At 66.4% G+C, this 23,148-nt stretch carries 12 protein-coding genes; 4 read left to right on the top strand and 8 right to left on the bottom strand.

Annotation, left to right across the window (positions count from 1 at the left end):
* The first annotated feature begins 163 nt into the window (after window positions 1-163).
* On the top strand, window positions 164-5,164 hold the full coding sequence (locus EMO90_RS00190; protein WP_150353215.1) for an ExeM/NucH family extracellular endonuclease: 5,001 nt from the start codon (window positions 164-166) through the stop codon (window positions 5,162-5,164).
* 261 nt (window positions 5,165-5,425) lie between these two features.
* Here the strand turns inward: EMO90_RS00190 and EMO90_RS00185 are convergent, their stop codons facing one another.
* Complete coding sequence (locus tag EMO90_RS00185) at window positions 5,426-6,127, bottom strand: endonuclease domain-containing protein (protein ID WP_190971921.1); 702 nt, start codon at window positions 6,125-6,127, stop codon at window positions 5,426-5,428.
* A gap of 501 nt (window positions 6,128-6,628) precedes the next feature.
* Between EMO90_RS00185 and EMO90_RS00180 the strand changes: the two genes are divergently transcribed.
* Window positions 6,629-8,290: an ATP-binding cassette domain-containing protein gene (locus EMO90_RS00180; protein ID WP_150353217.1), complete on the top strand. Its 1,662-nt coding sequence runs from the start codon at window positions 6,629-6,631 to the stop codon at window positions 8,288-8,290.
* 106 nt (window positions 8,291-8,396) lie between these two features.
* Here the strand turns inward: EMO90_RS00180 and EMO90_RS00175 are convergent, their stop codons facing one another.
* From EMO90_RS00175 to EMO90_RS00155, 5 genes are all read right to left on the bottom strand, one after another.
* Window positions 8,397-9,179: an SGNH/GDSL hydrolase family protein gene (locus tag EMO90_RS00175; protein WP_150353218.1), complete on the bottom strand. Its 783-nt coding sequence runs from the start codon at window positions 9,177-9,179 to the stop codon at window positions 8,397-8,399.
* A 133-nt stretch (window positions 9,180-9,312) separates the two neighbouring features.
* A complete protein-coding gene (locus tag EMO90_RS00170) occupies window positions 9,313-10,158 on the bottom strand; it encodes a sugar phosphate isomerase/epimerase family protein (protein WP_150353219.1) in 846 nt (281 codons plus the stop codon).
* Between the two features lie 197 nt (window positions 10,159-10,355).
* Window positions 10,356-11,489: an Mrp/NBP35 family ATP-binding protein gene (locus tag EMO90_RS00165; protein ID WP_150353220.1), complete on the bottom strand. Its 1,134-nt coding sequence runs from the start codon at window positions 11,487-11,489 to the stop codon at window positions 10,356-10,358.
* A gap of 127 nt (window positions 11,490-11,616) precedes the next feature.
* Window positions 11,617-14,364, bottom strand: coding sequence for an NAD-dependent DNA ligase LigA (ligA, locus tag EMO90_RS00160; RefSeq protein ID WP_190971922.1), 2,748 nt, complete (start codon window positions 14,362-14,364; stop codon window positions 11,617-11,619).
* A 20-nt stretch (window positions 14,365-14,384) separates the two neighbouring features.
* The gene (locus EMO90_RS00155) at window positions 14,385-17,789 is read right to left on the bottom strand and encodes a tetratricopeptide repeat protein (RefSeq protein ID WP_150353222.1); all 3,405 of its coding nucleotides are present in this window, start codon (window positions 17,787-17,789) and stop codon (window positions 14,385-14,387) included.
* 79 nt (window positions 17,790-17,868) lie between these two features.
* On the opposite strand from EMO90_RS00155, the gene EMO90_RS00150 reads away from it, so the two are divergent.
* On the top strand, window positions 17,869-20,091 hold the full coding sequence (locus EMO90_RS00150; RefSeq protein WP_150353223.1) for a hypothetical protein: 2,223 nt from the start codon (window positions 17,869-17,871) through the stop codon (window positions 20,089-20,091).
* Between the two features lie 58 nt (window positions 20,092-20,149).
* A complete protein-coding gene (locus EMO90_RS00145; RefSeq protein ID WP_150353224.1) occupies window positions 20,150-20,950 on the top strand; it encodes an ATP-binding cassette domain-containing protein in 801 nt (266 codons plus the stop codon).
* 87 nt (window positions 20,951-21,037) lie between these two features.
* On the opposite strand, the gene EMO90_RS00140 is transcribed toward EMO90_RS00145, so the two are convergent.
* Window positions 21,038-22,252: a pyridoxal phosphate-dependent aminotransferase gene (locus tag EMO90_RS00140; protein ID WP_150353225.1), complete on the bottom strand. Its 1,215-nt coding sequence runs from the start codon at window positions 22,250-22,252 to the stop codon at window positions 21,038-21,040.
* Between the two features lie 97 nt (window positions 22,253-22,349).
* Entirely contained in the window at window positions 22,350-23,114 is a 765-nt protein-coding gene (gene ppgK / locus EMO90_RS00135; RefSeq protein WP_150353226.1) for a polyphosphate--glucose phosphotransferase, read from the bottom strand.
* Between the last annotated feature and the right edge of the window lie 34 nt (window positions 23,115-23,148).

The following is a 23,148-nucleotide window of genomic DNA, read 5'->3' as shown; positions in this document are numbered from 1 at the left end:
TGCATACAGACGCTACGTACTTCATCAGCCGGCAACGGAGCCGGCCATGAGCATTACCGGTCTGTTCGCACTGCGTTCAGATCGGCTCCATGTCGCCGTTCGATCGGCCTCCTAGCGTGGGGAGGAAGGGGGAATATCCCCGCGGAAAGAATCGAGGAGAGACATGGCAATCCCGAAACGTGTACAAGGGTTCCTGCTGTCCGTCGCGATGATCGTCCCGCTCGTCGGCGTCCCGGCGACCGCGGCCAATGCGACCAGCCAGCTGCAGCAGCCCGAAACCGCCGCCACCGCCGCGGCTCCCGCGGCCGAGACGACCGCCAAGGGCGTGGTCATCAACGAGGCGTACCTGTCCGGCGGATCAGCGGGCGCCGCCTACAAGAACAAGTTCGTGGAGCTGTACAACGCCACGGACAAGGACGTGACGCTGGACGGCACGTCGCTGCAGTACCGGTCGGCGACCGGCGAGGGTGCGGCCAATTTCACCGCCCCGCTTAAGGGCACCATCAAAGCGAAGGGCTACTACCTCGTCAAGGCCGGATCGAACGGCAAAAACGGCGCCGATCTGCCCGCCGCCGACGTGGAGGCGACCGGACTGAACGTCAGCGGCACCAAGGGCACCCTCTTCCTCGCCGCCACCACCGACAAGCTGAGCCCCGCGATCGGTGACACCACCGCGAACGCGCAGATCATCGACGCGCTCGGCTATGGCTCCACCAACACGTTCGAGAAGGCCGCCGCCACCGCGCCCAAGGGCAACACCGATGTGAAGTCGCTCAACCGCACGAACGGCGTGGACACCAACGACAACTCCAAGGACTTCACGCTCAGCGCCACCATCACGCCCGAAAGCTCGGGCAGCACCGGCTCCAAGCCCGATCCGGACCCGCAGCCCAATCCCGACGTCTGCTCGGTGGCGGACAAGGATGGCAACGCCACGATCGCCCAGATCCAGGGCACCGGCGACGCCAGCCCGTGCGTGAACAAGACCGTGACCACCAAGGGCGTGGTCACCGCCACCTACCCGGACGGCGGCTTCGGCGGCTTCACCATCCAGACCCCGGCGACCGGCGGCGACGTCGATCCCGCCAAGCGCACCGCCTCCGACGGCCTGTTCGTCTACGACGCGGACACCGCCAAGACCCTCAAGGCCGGCGACTACGTGGAGGTCAGCGGCAAGGTCAGCGAATACTACGGCCTGACCGAGCTCAGCGCCACCAAGGCGACCAAGCTCGCGGACAAGGTCGAGGCCCCGGCCCCGGCCAAGGTCGCGTTCCCGAAGACCGACGCCCAGCGCGAGACGCTGGAGAGCATGCTCGTGGCGCCGCAGGGCGACTACACGGTTTCCGACGTGTACAACACGAACAAGTACGGCGAGATCGGCCTGGCCGCCTCGGACAAGCCGTTCCTCAACCCCACCGTCAAGGGCCTCAAGGGCGACGTCAAGACCGGCGCCGCCTACCAGGCCGAACTTGACCGCCTCGAGGCGGAGAGCGTGACGCTGGACGACGGCTCGAGCTACAACTTCCTGGACACCAAGCATCCGACCAACGCGGACACCCCGCTGCCGTACCTGAGCAACGACCAGCCCGTCCGCGTGGGCGAGAAGGTCACGTTCACCAAGCCCGTGGTGCTCGACTGGCGCAACAACGCGTGGAAGTTCCAGCCGACCACCCGACTGACCGGCGACAACGCCGACGCGCAGCCGGCCACCTTCGCCAACACCCGCACCAGCACCCCCGATCTCGCCTCTGTGGGCGGCGATGTGAAGCTCGGCACGTTCAACGTGCTCAACTACTTCTCCACCACCGCGGACCAGACCGGCTGCGCGGCGAACAACGCCTACACGGACCGCGACGGCAACCCGATCACCGCGAGGAACTGCGACGTGCGCGGCGCCTGGAACCAGGAGAACATGGAGCGCCAGCGCACCAAGATCGTCAAGGCGATCAACAACCTAGGCGCCGACGTGGTCTCCCTGGAGGAGATCGAAAACTCCGCCAAGCCTGCGAGCAAGGTTCCGGAAACCTTCAAGGGCAACCGCCGCGACTACGCGCTGTCCACGCTGGTGGACGCGCTGAACGCCGAGGCCGGCGCCGGCACCTGGGCCTACGTGCCCAGCCCGAAGGACGTGCCCGCGCTCGACGTGGAGGACGTGATCCGTACCGCGTTCATCTACAAGCCCGCCAAGGTGGCGACCGTGGGCGAGACCCGCATCCTCACCGACTCCGACGCCTTCAACGGCGTGGCCCCCTACGAGCACGGCCGTCAGCCCGACGCTCAGGCCTTCAAGGCCAAGGACGCCGACGACTCCTCCGCGTTCCTGGTGGTCGCCAACCACTTCAAGTCCAAGGGCTCGGCCAGCAACGAGCAGAATCAGGATCCGGGCGACGGCTCCGGCAACGCCGACTTCACGCGCCAGGCCCAGGCCGACGCGCTGCTCAAGTTCACCGACGCGGTGAAGACCGACCTCAAGCTCCAGAAGGTGTTCCTGGTGGGCGACTTCAACGCCTACTACGCCGAGCGCCCGATCCAGAAGATCGTGGCCGCCGGCTACACCGATCTGAGCGAGCAGGTGAGCGAGAAGACCGGCAAGTACACCTACTCGTACACCGTGGAGGACGACAAGGGCAACAGCAACGGCGGCGTCGGCTCGCTCGACCACATCTTCGCCAACGAGGCCGCCCTCAAGGACGTGACCGGCGCGGACATCTGGAACATCAACTCCGTGGAGTCGGTGGCCCTCGAGTACTCGCGCTACAACTACAACGCGAAGAACCTGTACAAGGCCGACCAGTTCCGCGCCTCCGACCACGACCCGGTGGTCGTGGGCATCAAGGCGCAGGGCGAGAACCCGAACCCGCCCACTCCCCCGGCCTTCGAGGACACCATCAAGGATCCCGCCACCGCCGTGTTCCTCAAGAGGATCGACGTGGGCAAGGACACCGTGACACTCGGCTCCAAGAACACCAAGGACGTGGACCTGTCCGGCTGGTCGTTCCGCGACGACAAGGACTCCGAGGACCACATCTACACCGTGCCCGACGGCACCGTGCTCAAGGCCGGTGGCGAGCTGTCCTTCAACCTTGACGAGCTGGCCAAGATCGGCTTGGGCAAGTCCGACCAGGTCCGCGTGTTCGGCAAGGACGGCAAGCAGCTCCTCCAGTTCACCTGGAAGGATCAGGACAAGAACGTCGTCTTCGTGGCCAACACCGACGCCGACGGCATGGTGATCGAGGGCGAAAACCCGAACCCCAACCCGCCCAGCGGCGAGTCGATGCCCGTGAACCCCTGGCCCGGTCTGAAAGCTGTGACCCCGATCGACGGCGTCGACGAGTTCGGCGCCGGACAGGCCACCGGCGAGCACACCGACGACAACCTGTCCGGTCTGGCATACCAGCCGGGCGTGAACGGCCGTCCGGGCACGCTGTGGGCCGCCGACAACGACCTCAACCCCACGCTCGGCATCACCGGCCCCAAGGGCGCAGGCTCCATCAACAAGTTCGTCTACGATCCGGCGACCAACAGCTGGAAGCAGGATCCGAGCAACGGCTGGAGCTTCGTCAAGGACGGCAAGCTGAAGGGCGGCAAGCAGCTGCACTTCAAGGACGGCGAGGGCGGCGTGGACTCCGAGGGCATCGCGCTCATCGGCGGCGACCCGAGCAAGGGCGTGTTCATCGGCGCCGAGCGCGACAACACCGACAAGAACAAGCCTCGTCCGTCCATCCTGCGCTACGACGTGAGCGCCAAGACCACCGACGCGAACGGCGACGGGGCCCAGGACCTCACCGCCGTGGACGAGTGGAACCTCCAGCAGCCGCTTGATTCCGCGTTCGGCGTCCAGCTCGAAGGCAAAGACGACGCGAACCTTGGCGTGGAGGGCGTGGCGTTTATTCCGGACGCGACGCTGACCGCCAAGGGCTTCAAGACCAAGGACGGCAAGCTCTACAACCCTGCCGACTACCGCAACTCCTTCGGCGGCCTGTTCTTCGCCGCGCTGGAGAAGACCAACGGCATCTACGCCTTTGCGTTGTCCAACGAGGACGGCAAGGACACCGTGGAAGCCGTGGCCGAGGTCGATCTGCCTCAGACCGCCGCGAACGCCGGATACTCCGGCCCGCGCGATCTGGTCTGGGACGGCGAGCACAGCCAGCTCCTGGCCCAGGGCGACAACACGATCGGCGCCGAGGAGACGTCCACCAAGGCCATGATCGCCACCTACGTGTTCAAGGAGGGCGCGCTCGAGCTGAACACGCTCACCGCCACGCCGAATGAGATCGCCTCGGGCAACACGGAGGGCTTTGCGATCACCCCGGACGCCGAGGCCAAGACCGTCGAGCGCGGCGAGAACGGCAAGACCTACAAGCCGGTGTTCTGGGCCGACGACGCGGTGACCGACGGCCACTCGCTGCGCATGGGCTACATCGAGGCCACCGCCCCGGTGATTCCGAACCCGCCCACCCCGGAGCCCGAGCCGCTGCCGCAGCCCGGCCCGTCGAAGTCCCTGGCCACGATCACCGGCGTCAACCCGGCCAACGCCTGGTTCGACGGCAAGGCGCACGCCGGCTACTCCGGCACGCCCACGAGCGAGTACACCGGCGAATACGCCATCAGCTACGCCGGCGTGGACGGCACGGCCTACGGGCCCACCGCCGAGGCGCCCGTGGCCGCCGGCAACTACTCGGTGACCATCGCGGTGCCCGCCTCCGACCCGAACTGGTACGGTTCGGTGACGCTGCGCTTCGCGATCCAGGACGGCTCCGTGGCGATCCGCCGTTTCTTCAACCCCTACAGCGGCCTGCACATGTGGACCGCCTCCAAGGATGAGACGACCACGCTCAAGGGCTCCGGCTGGAACGACGAGGGCAACGGCCTGACCATGGATGCGCAGACGGGCGATCCAATCTTCCGCCTGTACAACCGCTTCAACGGCCAGCACCTGTGGACGATCAACGAGCTCGAGAAGAACGGGCTGCTCACCGTGGGCTGGACCTACGAGGGCGTTGCCTTCCGCCAGAACCCGTCCGCGACCGTGGATGTGTTCCGCCTGTACAACCCCTACTCCGGCGAGCATCTGTGGACCACCGCCACGGTGGAGCGCAACACGCTCGTCGCCAACGGCTGGAACGACGAGGGCGTGGCTTGGAAGGCCTCCAAGGCCGACTGAGCCGGCTGTGATGGCAATCTGATCCACCAACCCCAAATCATTGAAAGGCGTCCGGCCCTCATGCATGAGGATCGGACGCCTTTCCTATTGATATCACAGTTCACAATTTTCAGGCGGTTGCAAATTGTGAACTGACGAATGTGCGATCGAACATGCAATTCCTTGAAATTCCGCCGATTTCTACAGAACTTGATGTTCGATTTTGCGCGTTTCTGGTTCACGATTTTCAAGGGCTCGAAAAATGTGAACCGGAAACTCGCATCACATCACGTTCAACAGCCCCACAAGCGCCTTCTGACGATCCATGGCGGCCCTGATCAGCGCCACAATCGCCCTTTTCGACTGCTCGGTGCGCATGTCATCCGCCGTGACGAACACGATATCCCACCCCAAAGCGCGCAATTTATTCCATCTCAAGGCATCCGACCTCATTTGCGCAGGTCCAGCATGATATGCGCCCTGATACTCGATCACAAGCTTAAGTTCGGGAAATACCAAATCGCCCAGACAGTATCCGCCATCAGGCAGATCAATGCGGAAATTGGCAACGGGCGTGCCAAGTCCGGACTTCATGATCAGCACGGCGAGCGCAGATTCCGGCGGCGAATCGGAATTCGCCAGCAGGAACGGCATTATGTCCTTGCAACGCTTGCGACCGTGAAAATAAGGATTGTCCCGAACATACCGGGCCAGATCATCCAACGAAGCCAATCGCCTCCGAACGTCCCGGCACATCAGCGCCCCGCCGATCACCGCCAGACTCTCCTCGCCCACATACGCCGCCATCTGCGCCCATGTCATGGCGGGATTGGTGACGAAAAAGCCGCCGCCCTCGTCGAAGGTGGTCTGGAAGTCGCCGCTCCAGTAATGCGCCTTCACGCCCGCGAACCGCCTGCGCGAGCCACGGTCCTCGAAGGAGATGTGGAGGTCGGCGGAGAGCGTGCAGTCCTCGGGGACCTCCACTCCTTGATACCTCAACGCGGTGGCATGCGAGAATGTGGGCGTGATGTCCATGTCGGCGGCGGCCCGCGCGCACGCCGCGTACTGCTCGCCGCTGCGGCGCATGGCCTGTTCGTTCATGAATGATGATGCAATGTCCGTCATGGCTCGACCGTAGCGCGGAACGGCCGTTCGCACCCCGGTTTCCGGGCCATGTGGTCGAACGTACCCCACTTACCCCCTCTTTCGGGCGTGTCGTCGGCAGTTATCCACATCCTGTCCGCCGGAGCTGCAATAATTCGTGCCTGCAACCGAAGGATATGCGAAAGGACGTGGCGGCCATCTTGGTGATTCGATAGACGACGAGGACCGTGCGCTTGGGGCGCACTGCCGCATCAGTCTATCGTCCGCAACCTTCGCGCGTCCGGCATTTCAGGCCGACATCTTTGCTGGCGTTTCAACAATCGTTTCAGCAATAAGCGCGTTCACGGCAGTGCAGTGCGCCACCGTCGAATCGAAACCGACATGTCACGCATTTCCATTCTCACCCTTGATCATCTGACCTTCACCTATCCCACCGCCACCGAGCCGCTGTTCGAAAACCTCTCCGCTCAGTTTTCTCGCGGCTGGACGGCTTTGCTCGGAGACAACGGCATGGGCAAGACCACGCTCGTCAATCTGGCGCTGGGCCTGCTGCGTCCGGATTCCGGCACCGTCTCCCCCGGATCGAATTCGTTCGTGGGCGTGTACTGCGCACAGCGAATCGACGATCCACCGGATCATTTGGATGATTTCGCCACTGACTGGTCGCCGGAGACGCTGGCCATCCGCACGGCGCTGGACATCGGCGACGACTGGTGCTGGCGATGGGACACCCTATCCGGCGGCGAGGCCAAGCGACTGCAGCTGGCCTGCGCCTTCGCGGCCCGGCCGGACGTACTGGTGCTCGACGAGCCCACCAACCACGTGGATGCGTCGAGCCGCGCGGCCGTTGGACGCGCAATGCGGCTGTTCGGCGGCATCGGCGTGCTGATCTCGCACGACACCGCGCTGATCGACGCGACCTGCACGCGCTGCGTGATGCTGGAACGCCGGCACACCGCCGGAAGAAACGTCACCATCGCCAATGCGTATGCCGGGGGCTGGACGAAGGCCTCCGCGCAGAGCCGGGCCAATGACACGCGCGATGGCGAGCTGCTGCGCGATGCCAGAGCCACCGAGCGCCGGATCGCCGCGGAGCGCTCCCGCCGTGTGGAGCATGCGCGGGTGCTGGACGCCGAACGCGGGCGGGGCGTGCGTCTGGATCCCAAGGATCACGACGCTCGCAACCGACTCAAGTACGGCAAGCCGACGCTTGGAAGCGCGGCGTCCCGATCGGCCGCGCAGTTGGATGGACGTCTGGCCGCGGCCCGGCGCGCCGCGCAAGGCCTGGGCGAGGCGGCGAAACGGTACGACGGCGATGTGTGGATGGATGCCGAGCCGAGCCGCCGGCGTGAGCTGATCCATCTGGAGACCGGCGTGATCCGCTTTGGCGCAACCAGTTCCGGGAACGCCGAGTCTCCCCGCGCCCGGTTGCGCATTGATCCAGCAATCGCAAATGGCACGCGCACGGCGGTCTGGACCGTGGAGGCAATGGATCCGCGCAATCCGCACGGCGATGGCCTGCTCATTCCCGAACTGTCCGTGGGCCCGCGCGACCACATCCTGATCACCGGCCCGAACGGACTGGGCAAGACCACGCTGGTCCGGGCGATGCTGCGCAGCCTGGGGACCGCATCGTCCGCGCCCGCACCTGCCATACCAACGCTGACGATCGGTCAGCGCGTGGATAATGCAGCAGCCCGATCCGCCCTCTTTGAGCTCGACGGTCTTCAGCCATCCAGTCGCACCCGCGCACTGTCCGTCTACGCGCGGCTCAACGCCGATCCCGACCGTCTGCTGAAGGGTGCGGATACAGACATGAATGCGGCGAGCCTTTCACCGGGCGAGCTGCGCAAACTGATGCTGGCGCTCGGCGTGGTTCGCGGAGCCCAGCTCATCGTCATGGACGAGCCGACAAACCACCTGGATATCAACTCCAAGGAGGCCCTCGCGCGCATGCTGCGGGACTTTCCGGGCGCGCTGGTGCTCGTCACCCATGACGCCCTGCTGCTGGGCGCCGAATCGGAGACCGGGCACAGCGCCTGACAACGGCTTGGCCGACTGCGGTCCCGGTCGCAAGTCGGTCCCGGTCGCAAGTCGGTTCAGGTCGCAAGCCGGTTCAGGACGTGGCTTGGAAGGCCATCAATGCCGCTTAGGCCAATGCGGATTCGAGCGCCCTGGCGATAACCGGCGCATAGAACCTGTCGATCGCCTCGAAGTTGGGGTGCGTGCCGGACGGCTGCGTCGCGGGGTTGGGATAGTCGATCGTCTCGGGGGTGCCGGGCAATCCGTCCGAGCCCAACGCATCGAAGGAATACCTCACGCGATGATCATCACGGCGGGTGTCAAGCTCGGTGTCGCCGAACACATCCGCCACCGTGACATCCCATTTCGCGCAGGCGGCGAGCGCCACGCACCTCAGATCATTCTGCACGGACCAATCCCTGCCGCCCAGCTTGGCGGCCGCGAGGTATACGATCGCCGCATCCGGCCAAGCCTCGCGGAAGGCGAGAATGGTGGCTTCGAAGCATCCCGCGAACGTGGTCAGGTCCAACGCGGCGGGATCCTTCGAAGCGCCCACCGAGCCCAGCGATGCCGGAATCCGGTCCGCATAGGCGTCGTTCGTGCCGCCGTCGAACAGAATGGCATCCGGCTTGGGCTGATCCGGCTCCACCGTCCCCACCTGGCGCAGAATCTGGCCGCCCAATCCATTGACGATGTCGCTGTCGAGAATCGTGGCGCCATTGCGGGCGCGCTTGACGAGGATCATGCCCTCGCGCTCGGCGACAACGTCCGCGCAGGACCTCCCGGTGTACACATGCCCGTCGATGATGCTGTCCCCGAATGCATAGAGCACCTTGCCCTTCAGCCCCGGGACATTCGACCCAGGGACTTTCGACCCGGTGACGCTGCCCTTGGAATCGTCAATTGTCATGAGAGGTTTCCTTTTCGTTCATGCAATACCAACAGTACGACGAACAGTGCAACGGCCTGTTTGAGGCTTCGCCATTTCATGGAATAATCCGCATCCGCATTGCCGGATGATCAACCGGGCGTATGCGCCGGGCTCACAGATTCCCGTATCGCCTCACGGTCCTCGCGATGGCCTCGTCGGTGGTCTGCTCGAGGATGACCGGGACCCACGGGCGGGCCCTGCCGACGATCCGCAGCACCCCGGCCACGTCCATGGTGCCCTCGTCCACATTGCAGCGGTGGATGCCGGAGCCGTCCACCGTGAAGTCGTCGATGTGCACCGCCACCACATGTTCGCCGAACGCCTCGAAGGCATGCTTGGTGAACGTCACCTGATCGGAGCCGTCGCAGGTCAGGCCGCTGGGCGTGGTGTAGGCGGTCGGATCGAACACAATGCCCAGATACGGAGAATCGACGTCATTGAGCAGCCGCACAGTGGTTTCGATGTCGTGGATGGGGTGGTTGGCGCCCGGCTCCACGCCCACGATCGTGCCGAACCGCTCGCCCGCGGCGACCAGCCGCCGGATGGAGGCCAGCGCCTCCTGATACATCCCCTCGGTGAAGTTCTCCTCGGTGTATCGCCCGGGATCCGGATCCACCGATCCGGTCTCCGAGGCGACTACGGGCGCGCCGAAGAACCGCGCGTTCGCCAGATACGCCTCGAACCGGCTCAGGGCCGCCTCGCGCGCGGAGGGATCGGGATGCGTCATGTTGATGTAGCAGCCCATGACCGCGATGTCCACGCCCGAGTCGGAGAGCACTCGGCGCACATGCATGCCCATGCCCGGATTGATCTGCGCCGCCCCGGAGGCCAGCGAGGGGAACGACTTGGGCAGGGCCAGCTGCACATTGTGCACCCCGTAGCCCGCCAGCCCGCGGGCCAGCAGCTCCGGCGTGTCCGCCCAGGTCACGTCGTGGCCGCGCGCACCGAAATTGATCATGGGAACCTCCATCAGCACTGATACGGATAAGTCTGCATCAGCGATGATAGACGGGCGCGAATGGGCGGCCAAGCGCAACAGGAATCGATTATTGGCCGATTGCTATCCATTCCTGACGTTCATTGCCGGCATCCCTGCACACGGCACGTCGGTCTCCAATAGCCGATCGTCCAACAAACCGGTATCCAGTCCGATCCTCACAACGCCATCAGCCGCCTGGCAAGTCTGGTGAACTCCGTGGCCACCGTCGTGGATGCGAGCGCGCCCTCGGGCGTGAGCACGGCGGGCCGACCGGACTCCCCCACCTCGCGCACCTCCGGCACCAGCGGCAGCGTGGCGAGCAGCGGCACATCATAGCCCAATGCGGACGTGAGCTGGGCGCTCACCCGCTCGCCGCCCCCGCGCCCGAAGATCTCCAAACGCTCGCCGTTGTGCTCGTAGTAGCTCATGTTCTCCACCACGCCGCGCACCTTCATGGGCACCTGCAGCGCCACGAGCCCACTGCGCACGGCCACGTCCGAAGCGGAGGGCTGCGGAGTGGTGACGACCACGAGTTCGGCGTTGGGCAGGGCCTGCGCCACGGAGATGGCCATGTCGCCGGTGCCGGGGGCCAGATCGAGCAGCAGCACGTCGGGCTCGCCCCACCACACGTCGGACAGGAACTGCTCAAGCGAACGCTGCAGACGCGGCCCGCGCCACAGGATCGCACGGTCGGCTCCGGCGAACATGCCGATGGAGATGAGCTTGACGCCCCACGCCGTCACGGGCATGAGCATGCCGTTCAGGTTGGTGGGCTGGGTGGTCACACCGAACAGTTTGGGCAGGGAGAAGCCGTAGATGTCCGCGTCGATCGCGGCGGTGCTGTATCCGAGCGCCGCGAAGGTGGCCGCGAGGTTGGCGGTGACCGACGACTTGCCCACGCCGCCCTTGCCGGAGGCGATGGCGAAGATGCGCGTCTTGGTGTCCGGCTTGTTGAACGGGTTCTGTCTGCGTTCGGCCTTGAGATCGGCCACGAGCGTGTCGAGTTTGTCGCGGCTCATGGCACCCACCTCGATGTGCGGGACGAGCGTGGCGTCCGGGTATGAGGCGATGGCACCGTTGATCTGGTTGGTTATGGTCTCCGACAGCGGGCAGCCGGGGACGGTCAGCTCCACGTGCACAGTCACGTCGTAGCGGTTGCCGTCGGCACCGGCATTGGCGGTCGGAACGGCGTCGATGGCTGCGATCATGCCCAGATCGGTGACCGATCGGCCCAGCTCCGGGTCGATGACGCGGCTGAGCCGATCGTAGATCTGCGCTTCGATGTGTCCTGCGGGTCGGTTTTCTGTCATGCGTCCTCCTTTTTGCCGGGTACCAGCCTAGCGTGCGGCGGCGCGGCATGCCAGAGTGATTCGGGCGACGTCAGAACGATCCGGGAAACGCCAGACGGCCGGGCGACGCGGAAAGCCGACCCGCCGGCTATGCCTCGGCGGTCTCCTCCGCCGGCATCTCCTCCGGCGATTCCCCTGTGGGCGAACCGGTTTCCAGCAGCAGCGCGAACTGGGCCTCGTTGAGCATGGGAACGCCCAGTTCCTCAGCCTTGGTGGCCTTGGATCCGGCGTTCGCGCCCACGACCACCCAATCGGTCTTCTTGCTGACCGAACCGGCCGCCTTGCCGCCGCGCTCGATGATCGCCTCCTTGGCGGAATCGCGCGAATAGCCCTCCAGCGAACCGGTGACCACCACGGTCCTGCCGGCCAGCGTCTGGGGCAGGCCGCTCGATTCGGCATGCCCCACGCCCACGCCGGCGCGCTGCCACGCATCCAGCACCGCGCCGCGCCAGTCGCCCGGCTCGCGGGCGGCGGCGAACCAGCCCACCACCGATTCGGCGATTTCGGGACCGATGCCGTCGATCGCGGACAAATCCTCCGCGCTGGCGTGCTCGATGGCCTCCAGCGATCCGAGCGAGGAGGCGATCAGGCGCGCGGTGGGCGGTCCGAGCCGGCGGATGGACAGCGCAACGAGCACGCGCCACAAGTCCGCGTGACGGGCCTTGTCCATCTCATCGAGCATCTTGCGCGTGTTCTCGCCCGGGCGCACGTAGACGGGCACCTCGACGGTGCCGTTGCGGGTGGTCTTGCGATCGACCCGCACCACTTCGGCGTCGGCCGGCACATCGTAGCCCGGATAGGGCCCGGCCGGCACCTCGCCGCTCCCGCCCGCATCCCCGGCGGCCTTCGCCTTCCTCGCGGAAGTGGGCGCGGTCCAGAACGCCGGCACTTGATGCCACAGGCCGGAGCCTCCCACGCGCCTGCGGATCCTGTGCTTTTTGCCCTTGGCGTCCACGCTCTCGTGGATCTCCACGATCACCGCCTCGCGCCACACGCGCACGTCCTTGAGGTCCGCGGCGGTCAGCGCGAACAGCCCCGCCTCACTGGCAAGCACCGGCGTCTGCTCGGCAGGCAGCCGCAGTCCCTCCGCCGGCTCGTACGGCTCCGGCTCCTCGCCGGGCTTGACGAGGATCTCCGTGATGTTCGGCGCGTAGGTGGCCACGGAATCGGGCCGGTTCTCCTCCGGGTTGGTCAGCGCGATGGCCGACTGGTCGCCCAGATGCTCGATGTCGAACGCCTTGCGCGAGGCCAGATTGATGATGCGCTCGGTCAGCTGCGCCGGGCAGGATTCCACGTTGGGGCAGCGGATGTCCTTGTCCCCCTCCTTGGCGGGGGCCAGTTCGGCGCCGCACGACGGGCAGTGCGTGGGCATCACGAACTCGCGCAAACGGTCTTCGCGTCCGCGCCGGCGCTCCAGCACGGGTCCCACCAGTTCGGGGATCACGTCGCCGGCCTTGCGAACCACCACGGTGTCGCCGATCAGCACGCCCTTGCGCTTCACCTCGAAGGGGTTGTGCAGCGTGGTACGCGCCACGGTGGAGCCGGCCACGTACACGGGCTTCAGGACGGCGACGGGGGTGACGCGCCCGGTGCGTCCCACCTGCACGGTGATGTCGAGCAGCTCGGTGTTGACCTCCTCGGGCGGGTACTTGTAGGCGATCGCCCAGCGGGGGGCACGCGATGTGGCGCCCAGGGCGCGCTGCAGGCCCAGATCGTCCACCTTGACCACAATGCCGTCGAGCGCATGCTCGATGTCCCCGCGATGCTCGCCGTAGTAGTCGATCATGGCCAGGATCTCGTCGAACGAGGTGACGGAACGGTTGTGCGGGGAAACGGGGATCCCCCACTTCTGGTATAGGTCGTATGCCTCGGACTGTTCGCGGACCGCGTCGTGCGTGCCGGAGGGGTGGTCGGCGCCCCAGTCGAGCCGGCCGATGCCGTGCGCATAGAAGCTGAGCCGGCGCGTGGCGGTGATGCGCGGATCCTTCTGACGCAGGGATCCGGCGGCCGCGTTACGCGGATTGGCGAAGGGGGCGCGCCCGGCGTCCTCCTGCTGGTCGTTCAGCGCGCGGAAGTCGTCCCATCGCATGAACACCTCGCCGCGGATCTCCACGAAGTCCGGCACGTCCCCCCGCTCTCCGCCCAAGGTGGCTGGGATCGTGCCGATCGTGCGCACGTTCATGGTGATGTCCTCGCCGGTCACGCCGTCGCCGCGCGTGAGTCCCTGTTCAAGCGTGCCGTTGCGGTAGATGAGGTTCAGCGCGAGGCCGTCGATCTTGACCTCGCAGGTCATGGGCAGCGGCTTGCCGGCCGGCCAGTCGAGGTCGCGCAGCACGGAGTCGTACCAATCGCGCAGCTCCTCGATGGAGAACACATCGTCGAGGCTCATCATGCGGCTGGGGTGCCGCACGGAGGCGAAGTCGTTGGAGAATGTGCCGCCCACTCGTTTGGTGGGGCTCTGCGGGGTGTCCAGGGACGGGAACGCGGCCTCCAGACGTTGCAGGCAGCGCATGCGCGCGTCATACGCGGCGTCGGAGCTCACGGGCGCGTCATCGATGTAGTAGGCGATCTGGTCGGATTCCACCCATGCGGCCACCTTGGCCCACAGCCGCGCCGCCTCCTCGCTGCCGAGCCCGTCCACGTCGAGCCGGTCGAGGCGCATGGCGTCCGCGTCGGTGGGCGCGAGCGCGGCGATCCAGCGCGCGCTACCCGGCGCGTAGGCGGCCGCGCCCGTGTTGTCAGTGGGGTCGGCGGCCCCGGCGTCCGCCGACCCGTCCATGCCGTCGAGCATGCCGTCGAGGTCCCATGCCAGCTGATTGTTCTGATCTTGCGTCATAGCTGCCATGGTAGCAATCGTCACGCGTTGAGCGAGCGCAGGAACTGGGCCTGCACGGCGTCCACGCCGCGGTCGTCGCCGTCGTTCATGCGGGCCGCCGCCACGGTGAGCGTGCGGGCGGGCACAAACATGCCACGGTCCACGGTGGCGCGGGCGGCCTCGCGCACGATCGCGGCCACCTCGGTGTGCGGCCAGACCGGCAGGTCGTGCGCGCGCAGCACCTGCTGGGCCTCCTGCACGTCTCTGGGCACCGGCACGCACTGCGAGTCGGCGCGGGCGACGAGCTCCTGCAGCTCCCCCTCCAGCGCGCTTATGGCCCCGGACGAGATGTGATCGCTCATGATGTAGGCGGCGGCCGCCACATCGAACTCATCGCGCATCCACGCCGCATAGGCGAAGCGGTAGTAGGCGAAGGCGGCGTCGTCGCGGTCGAGTGAGACGCGCAGCGCGTTCAGGCATGCGGCCCGGGCGGAGTCCCAGTCCTCGTTGCGGGCCAGCTGCAGGCTGAGCCTCATGTGCGAGAGCGGATAGGCCGGCGCGTAGGAGACCATGCGGTTCAGGTGTGGCAGGGCGGCCGCGGCGCCCTTGATCTGGGCGAGCACGTCCGCGAGCTCCATATGCGCATAGAACAGGTTGTCCGGGATCAGCACGGTGGTTTCGCCGGGCGTGGCGAACAGGCGGTTGTAGACCACACGCTCCGCGTAGGAGTTGAAGTAGCGGGGCACGCCGTGGGCGGCGAAGGCGTCGTCCATGCGCTTGAGGGACGCCTCGATCGTCTCGATGGCCTGATCGGTCTGTCCGTTGAACAGCTGGTCGCGGGCCTTGAGCCGGTCGCGGTCCAAGCTCTTGGCCAGATCGAACGCGAGCTCGGGGGTGTCCTTGCCGTCGATCAGCGCGCTGGTGACCTGGGTGGCCATGCCGGTGAGCTCGGGATCCGCCAGCCGGTTGACGATCGCCATGGCGTGCTGGGCCTTGGACACCGACGGCAGCGACTCGTCGGCCGCGATCCGGTGGAAGTCCGCCACGGCCCGCTGCAGCAGGTCCTCGCGCTGGATGGCCAGCCCGATGGTGTCCTCGCATCCGAGGATCCGCTCGCTGACCGGGTCCAGCAGCGCGGTGGACAGCTCCGGTTCCTCCTGCGAGCCGTGCGGCGCGAACCGGGCGTCGGACAGGTCGAAGTCGGAGGTGACGGGCGTGAGCTCGCCGCGCGCGTCCGGCTCCATCACGGCCCGGAACATGCGGTAGAAGTCGAGCGGATGCTCAAGGCCCTCCAGCCGCAGGTGCTCAAGGAACCGATCGCGCTGGAAGGTGACGTTCACCAGATTGCGCACGGAGGGGTTGCGGCGCAGGATCGCCATCGGGTCGTCGCTGTCGTCGTCCTGGTCGTCGTAGTCGTCCATATCGTCGTCCAGGGCATCGCCCATGTCATCGTCATCATCGTCCAACACCTCGTCGCCGACGCGGCTGACGAGTCCGGAGGCGCCACTGCCCTCGCCCGAATCCGTGTTGGAGCCCGGAGCGGGGGACGCGAACAGCGTCTCGTCCAGATCGGCGCCCTGCATGAGGCTGCGGAATTCGGCGTTGACCTTGTCGTCGCCGTCCTCGTCGGAGGCGTCGTCGTCCCCGGAGACGAGCGGCTGCGACGGATCGCCGTGGATGTCGCCGTCCTTCGGGCCGGCCTTGGGGCCGGGGGCGCCCAGCGATCCGGCGCGCATGCGCTCGAAGGTGGCGAGCGCCTGCTGCATCATCTCGCTAATCGCCGAATCCTGCTCGGCCACGGCCTCCTCCAGGCCGATCGAATCGATGCGCAGGGACACCTCCCTGACACGCTCGTCCGCGCCGAAGCTCAGCGCGGCCATGATCAGGCCCACGCGCAGGTTGTATGCGGCGGACATCTGGGCGCGCACGGCGTCGGACAGCTGCACCCACTGGTGGTGGGCCTCGTCGTAGCGCGACGAGGGCATCATGGCGGTTCCGGCGGTGGTGAAGCCCAGCGCCGCGGTCCCCTCGGCGAGATTGGAGCGGAATTCCACGTCGAAGCGGTAGGGCAGGCGCAGGCGGCGCACAAGCTCGCCCAGCGTCTGGCGGTACACCCATTCGGACGCCCCGCCGTCGGCCTTGCCGGTCGCGCCGTCTCCGCCCGCGAACGGGCTGGGGTTGGCCTCGCGGATCTTCGCGGCCGTCCTGCGCGCCACGTCCACCATGCGCCACGCGGCGGGCACGCCGTTGTCGTGGACCGGGTCGAAGTCGGGCGCGTAGTCCTCCGTGCCCAGAGCGATCAGCGCCGGGTTGGCGAGCAGGGCCTGGTCGATCTGCGCGGCCTCGGCCCGGGTGACCGTGTCCTCGGTGGGGAACGCCCCGATCGACGCGTTGCGCTCCAGCCACGAGCTCACCGATGCGAAGCGGTTGAGGTTGCCCTCGATCTTGAGGGACTTGAGCGCCGCGGGGAAGGCGAGCGAGGAATCCCAGCCGAAGAAGTAGCCGCCCGAATAGCTGGACGTGTACAGGTGCAGCGGTTCGGCGCCGTGCATGGCCTCCAGACCGGTCACATCGCCCAGGGCGCCGGCCTCGCGCATGAGGTCGGCGAAATGGTCCTCAAGCCCGGAGGCGCGCATGCCCTTGGAACGGGCCTCCAGGGTGTCCCGCACGCTCCGGCGGATCGCGCCGATGGGCGCCTCGCGGTTGAGACGGCGGAAGATGTTGCCCGATCCGAAGCCGATGAGCAGGCCGTGGATCTGCGGCAGCATGTACGTGCTGAAGAACGCGATCGCGATGGCGTCCCGGTATTCGAGGTCGTAGCGAAGATCGTCCGGCAGGTTGGGACGCATCTGCTCGAGCGTGTACCGCCCGTCCACCTTGAGCCATGAGGCTAGCCAGTTCATGCGGCCGTTGTCGTCCCGACCGGCCACGGAGCCGGTGAGCGCCTCCACCGTTTTGGCGCCCTGATCCGGTTTGCCGAAGCGGCGGCCATAGGGCAGCTTGACCGTGCCCTCCTTGCCGAGCATGAAGCGCGGGGACATGTCGTGCACGTCCGCTTTCGGATCGGTGGTCACGAACACGCGGCCCTGATCGTCGGCGAAGGCGATCTGCGCGTAGTTGGCGTCGCGCTTGCCGCAGAACACGCCCAGGGAGAAGCCCCGGCCGCGCAGTTCGGGCAGCTGGGCCCATCCGAGCTTCAGCCCCGCCGGCACGCCGTCGATGCCATGATCGAACACATGGCGCTTGACCAGGGGACCGAGCGGGCGGGAATGGCGGGTCAGTTCGGCGACCATGTCCGCGGCTCCTCCGCCGCGGCGCTTCGCCTCCACGGATTCGAGCGCGTCGGAGAACGCGCTGGCGTTCACGCCTCCGCCCGAGTGCCCCCTGAGCCGGTCGATGAGATGCCGCAATCCGGCGATGTTCATATACTGGGGCTTTTGAGACATGGTCTGATGTTCCCATTGCAGCCAGACATGACGCCCTGAGAAAAACGGCACGAGACAACGGACGGAGGAAGCCGAACCCATGACACGCCTGTTCAACCGACGCACCCGGCCCATCTGGATCGCGGCGCTGGTCATCGTGCTGGTGGAGCTGTTCGTCTTCAATCTGCCCCACTGGCGCTCGCTGTCCTCCGCCGAGCCCCTGACCAACGACGCGTCCACCGTGGGCGCGGGTCTGGCGGTCCGGGGCTCCGGCGCGTACGAGATCACCGATCCCACCCAGGCGTACGTGCAGGTCGACGGCGTGGACACGCCGGTCTCCTATGTGCACGTGGACGCCGAGGGCTCGTGGGACGAGATGCTGCAGGACGCCCGGCAGACCACGCAGGACAGCCGGCCCAAGGACTCCTGGGGGCTGGCGCTGCTGGACGACACGTACGACAACGCCAACGAGACGCTGTCCATGACCAACGTGCGCATGGACGTGCTGGTGGACGGCCAGTGGCGGGCCAACCGCGCCGACTACTACAACGCGAACATCGAGGAGTCGAACTATCTGGCCAACCGCGCCTCGGACGGCAACGCCCAGGCCGTGCGACTGTGGTTCCAGGAGCCGGCCGGCAGCAAGATCCGCTTCACGTCGATGACCGTGAACGCCCGCGTGCCGCTCAACCTAAGCCCCATCAGGCTGCTCGCGATGGCGTTGGTGGCCGCGTTCCTCATCGTGTTCCGCCCGTCCTCCGCGCTGTGGCGCATCCCGCTGGACACCCATTCGCGCGGCCAACGGTGGGCCCTGGCCGGTCTGCTCGCACCCGCGGCGATCGTGGCGCTGTCCATCACCGTGGGCAACGTATGGTTCTTCTCCCCCGGCGTCTACCACCATCCCGGCCAGTTCACCTATGACTTCGACCAGTACGCGCATCTGGCCGACTCCATCCTCAAGGGCCAGCCGTGGCTCGATCTGCCGGTGCCGCAGGAGCTTGCGGCGGCGGACAACCCGCTGGACATCGCCACTCGCAACCGGCTCGTCCAGTCCGGCGTCCACCCGGTGTACTGGGATTACGTGTTCTTCAACGGCCACTGGTATTCGTACTTCGGCGCGATCCCGGCCGTATTGCTCTATCTGCCGTATCAGGCCATCACGGGCGGCATGCTGCCCACGGCCACCGCGCTGGCGTGGATGATGTTCGGCGCGCTGGTCTTCGGCTCGCTTCTGGTGGTGCGCATCATCCGCCGCTACTTCCCGGGAGCCTCGCTGGGGGCCACCGGACTGGCGATCCTGGTGTTCACGGCCGGCGCGAACGTGCCCTATCTGTGCTACCGCAGCAACTTCTATGCGGTGCCGATGACCTCCTCCCTGCTGGTCACCACGCTGGGCCTGTGGCTGTGGCTGGGCGCCAAGCGGCCGGACGGACGGCTGTCCATGGTCCGCGTCGGCTTCGGCGCGCTGTGCATCGCCGCGAACCTCGGATGCCGCACGATGTACGTGTTCGCCGCGCTGCTCGCCTTCCCCATCTTCTGGCAGGACATCAAGGACATCATCGCCGGCGTGAGGGCCCGCACGATGGGCGTGGCCGAGATCGTCAAGCCGGTTGCCGCCATGGTGCTGCCGGCCCTCGCCGTGGCCCTGCCGCTGCTGTGGTACAACCACTGGCGGTTCGGCTCGTTCCTCGACTTCGGCAACGACTACCAGATGACGGTCATCGATCTGACGCACTACAAGGCGCCCATCGGCGACCTGCCGCTGACGCTGTTCTACTTCCTGTTCCTGCCACCCAGGTTCATCGACGTGTTCCCGTTCCTGGCCATCAGCCCGTCGCCGTACATCAACTGGCAGTACATGGAGCCGTCGATCGGCGGCATCTTCTTCGCGATCCCGCTGCTCGTGCTGGTGGTCGCCTTCCCGTTCCTGCGCCGGCGCCTGCATGGCCGGCACCTGTGGGGCTTCGGCTGGACCGCGCTGGCCTGCGCCGCCCTGGTGATGCTGTTCGACGCGCAGAAGGCCGGCTTCGGCTGGCGCTATATGACCGATTTCAGCTGGCTGATCACGCTGGCCGTGCTGTTCGCCATGCTGGCGTTCATGGACTTCACACCGGCGGCTGACGATCTGCTTGCCGCCGGCGGGCGCATCGAACGTTCGATGCCTCTGGGACAGCGCCGGATGATCATGATCGTGATCGCCCTTACGGTGGCCACGGCCGCCGTGACGTTCCTGTCCTACTTCGTGGTGGGCCGTCAGGATTCCATGTACCGTCTCGTGGCCGATCTGTGGACCTCGTTCGGATCCTGGTTCAAGGCGCTGTAAACCCCGGATTCACCTCGCAGTCGGTCCCCGTTCACACTTCGCGTGCCATACTGGATGCATGCTGTTCGATTTTCTGCGCAAAAGCGAGTCATTCCAGAACCATCCGGATGCGGCGGCCTTCCGTCTGCCCAATGTGGGCTACACCTATGAGGGCGGCGGCGTGGGGCTGCTGCGCACCACGCTGGACATCTCCACGCAGGACAAGCGCGTCGCGGTGATCGGCCTCAACGGCTCCGGCAAAACCACGCTGCTCAAACTCCTCGACGGTGCGCTGGTGCCAGCCGAGGGCGTCCAGATCACCGTGGGCGACGAGACGCTCAGCACGTCCTCCAAGCGCGATCTGAAGCGCGTGGAGCAGCTGGTGGGCCGCGTGCGCCGCGAGGAGATCCCCAACGCCTTCTATCAGGCCAAGGACATCTCCGAGGCGCTCACCGCGCCGCTCAAGAAGCGCAAGGTGGCCGAGGGCGAACGCAATGCGATCGTGGGCAACCTGCTGGCGCACTTCAAGCTGGCGGACAGCGCCCGCCGTGGTGCCTCCGAGCTAGATTCCGAAAAGCGCCATCTGCTGGCCATCGCCGCGGCGCTGGTGTTCAACCCGGCGGCGATCGTGGCCGACGAGCCCACCAAGGGACTGGACGAGGTGGGTTCCGCGCATGTGGCGGCCGCGCTGTTCAGCTACGACAAGCAGGTGGTGTTCGCCACGCACGACACCGATCTGATCCGTCGCCCCGAATACATGATCGGCCGCGTGCTGGTGCTTGACGAGCACCAGCTGGTCTTCGACGGCTCACCGGACGATGCGGTGGCGTTCTACGAAGATCTGATCCGCCGCAAGGCCGAGGCGATGCGCAAGCGCTGAGCGAACCGGGGGGCTTGCGGGTGCCGGCCGGCGGCCCATTGATGCCGGCCGGCGACTTCTACTCCCGCATCCCTTATTCTCTCGTCTTCACTCCCCCAGCAGCCGGTTCACCGTGTCCAGCACGGCTCGAACGTTCGATTCGAACTCGTCCGGCTCGGGCAGCAGGGAGACGGCCAGATACCCATTCGACGTCATGTCGAAGAAATACCCCGGCTGGCCGGTGAGGTGATAGTTCTCGATCAGCGTGAGCACCAGCTCGTTCTCGTCGATCACGCTCGGGAAGCGCAGCAACACGTTCCAGCCGCCCTCCGCGCGCAGGACGGAGACCAGACCGGCCGAATCGGCGTCCAGCAGCCCGTGCAATCGCGCCATATTGCCTCGAACGCGTTCGAGGACCAGCGCGGTCTGCTCCCCAGCCACAGCGAGCAGCGACTCCATGCGGCTTGCGATGATGTCGCTCATGGGCAGGTAGTCGTCGGCGATCACATCAAGCCGGCGCTTGGCCTCCGCTACATCGTCCGCGGGACCGGAGACCTGGATCCATCCCACCTTGGCGTTCGGCGCGGCCAGCATTTTGGAGAAGCCGTCCAGCGCGAAGGTGAGCACGCCCGTCTCCCCGGCCAGGCGCGCATTGCCGGCGAACGGTTCCAGCGGGTAGCCGAAGAACACCTCGTCGGCGATCAGCGCGATGCCGTGGTCGCGGCACAGCTCCACGATCCTCTCGCGTTCGCCGGGCTTCACATAGGAGCCGGAGGGGTTGTTGGGATTGATGAGCACCAGCGCCCGAATGCGGCCGCAGTCGGGTCCGTCCAGCAGCGACTCGATGCCCGCCACGTCGATCATCCATGAGCCATCGAACAACAACTGATACTCAATTGCATCCACACACTCAAGACCGGCGATGGACTCGATGAGCGGATAGCCGGGCTTGGGCGCCAGCACCGCATCGCCGGCGTCGCACAGGAGCTTGATGAGCCACGAGTACGCCTCGGAGGTGGAACTCAGCAGGTACAGATCGTCCGGATCCACTTCGGACACAGCCGGCCCATCGGTCATGGCGAAGCCGCCCTCCATGGCATGCAGCTGCGTCAGATGACGCGCCAGCAGCTCGCGTGCATGATGCGGGCCGCGCGGTTCGGCGGAATACGTCCACGGCACCTCGGCGGAGCTCAGGCCGTGGCGGGTGGGGTTGGAGTCGTTGAGCTTGCCCAGCGCCACACCGCGTCCGCGGGCGTCGAGTTCGGCGATGGCGATGGGGTTGAGGGCGCGCGGTCCCACGCGCTTGGAAAAGTGAACGGTCATGCGCCCCACCCTAGCGCGAGGATACGGCAAGGGCCCTTCCCTCCACGCTTATCCGACGTGGCGTGAAGGGCCCTTGCGACAGCCGCAGCGGATGCGGCTACTTCTTGGTGCTGGCGTAGTACGCGGCGCCGACGATGCCGGCGGAGTTGCGCAGCTTGGCCGGCACAATGGGGGTCTTGATGTCGATGTACGGCAGGAACTTCTCGCTCATGCGGCTCACGCCGCCGCCGACCACGAACAGATCCGGGTTGAAGTAGTGCTCCATGAGCCCGTAGTACTTGGTCAGTCGCTTGGCCCACCGCTTGTAGCCCAGGCTCTCCTTCTCGCGAATGGAGGCGGCCGCGTACTTTTCGGCGTCGCCCTTGCCCTTGAGCAGTTCGAGGTGGCCCAGCTCGGAGTTCGGGATCAGCACGCCGTTGTAGATGAGGGCGGTGCCGATGCCGGTACCCAGCGTGGTGGCGATCACGAGGCCGTCCTGGCCCTTCGCGGCACCGAACTGGACCTCGGCGAGACCGGCGGCGTCGGCGTCGTTCACAACGGTGACCGGGCGGCCGCAGGCGTCGGAGAAGCACTTCTGCACATCCACGCCGATCCAGGACTGGTCGAGGTTGGCCATGAAGTCAAGGGGCTTGCCGGGCTTGATGGGGGCCGGGAATGCAATGCCGACCGGGGCGTCCGCGGGCACCTCGAAGTGGTCGAGCAGCTGCTTGACGATCGCGCCCACCGCGTCTGGCGTGGACTCTTCGGGGGTGAGGATCTTGAGTCGGGGCTCGGCGAAGTCGCCCTTTTCCAGATCGACGGGCGCACCCTTGATGCCGGAACCGCCAATGTCGACGCCGAAAGCCTGAGCTGTTTCAATCATCTTCGATCTCCTTTGGGTTGGAGGTGTGTGCAAC

It is taken from the genome of Bifidobacterium vespertilionis (assembly GCF_008698145.1).
In the GTDB taxonomy this organism is placed as follows: domain Bacteria; phylum Actinomycetota; class Actinomycetes; order Actinomycetales; family Bifidobacteriaceae; genus Bifidobacterium; species Bifidobacterium vespertilionis.
Note: the sequence above shows the minus strand (reverse complement) of the source record. Positions and strands in the feature narration are given on the sequence as shown.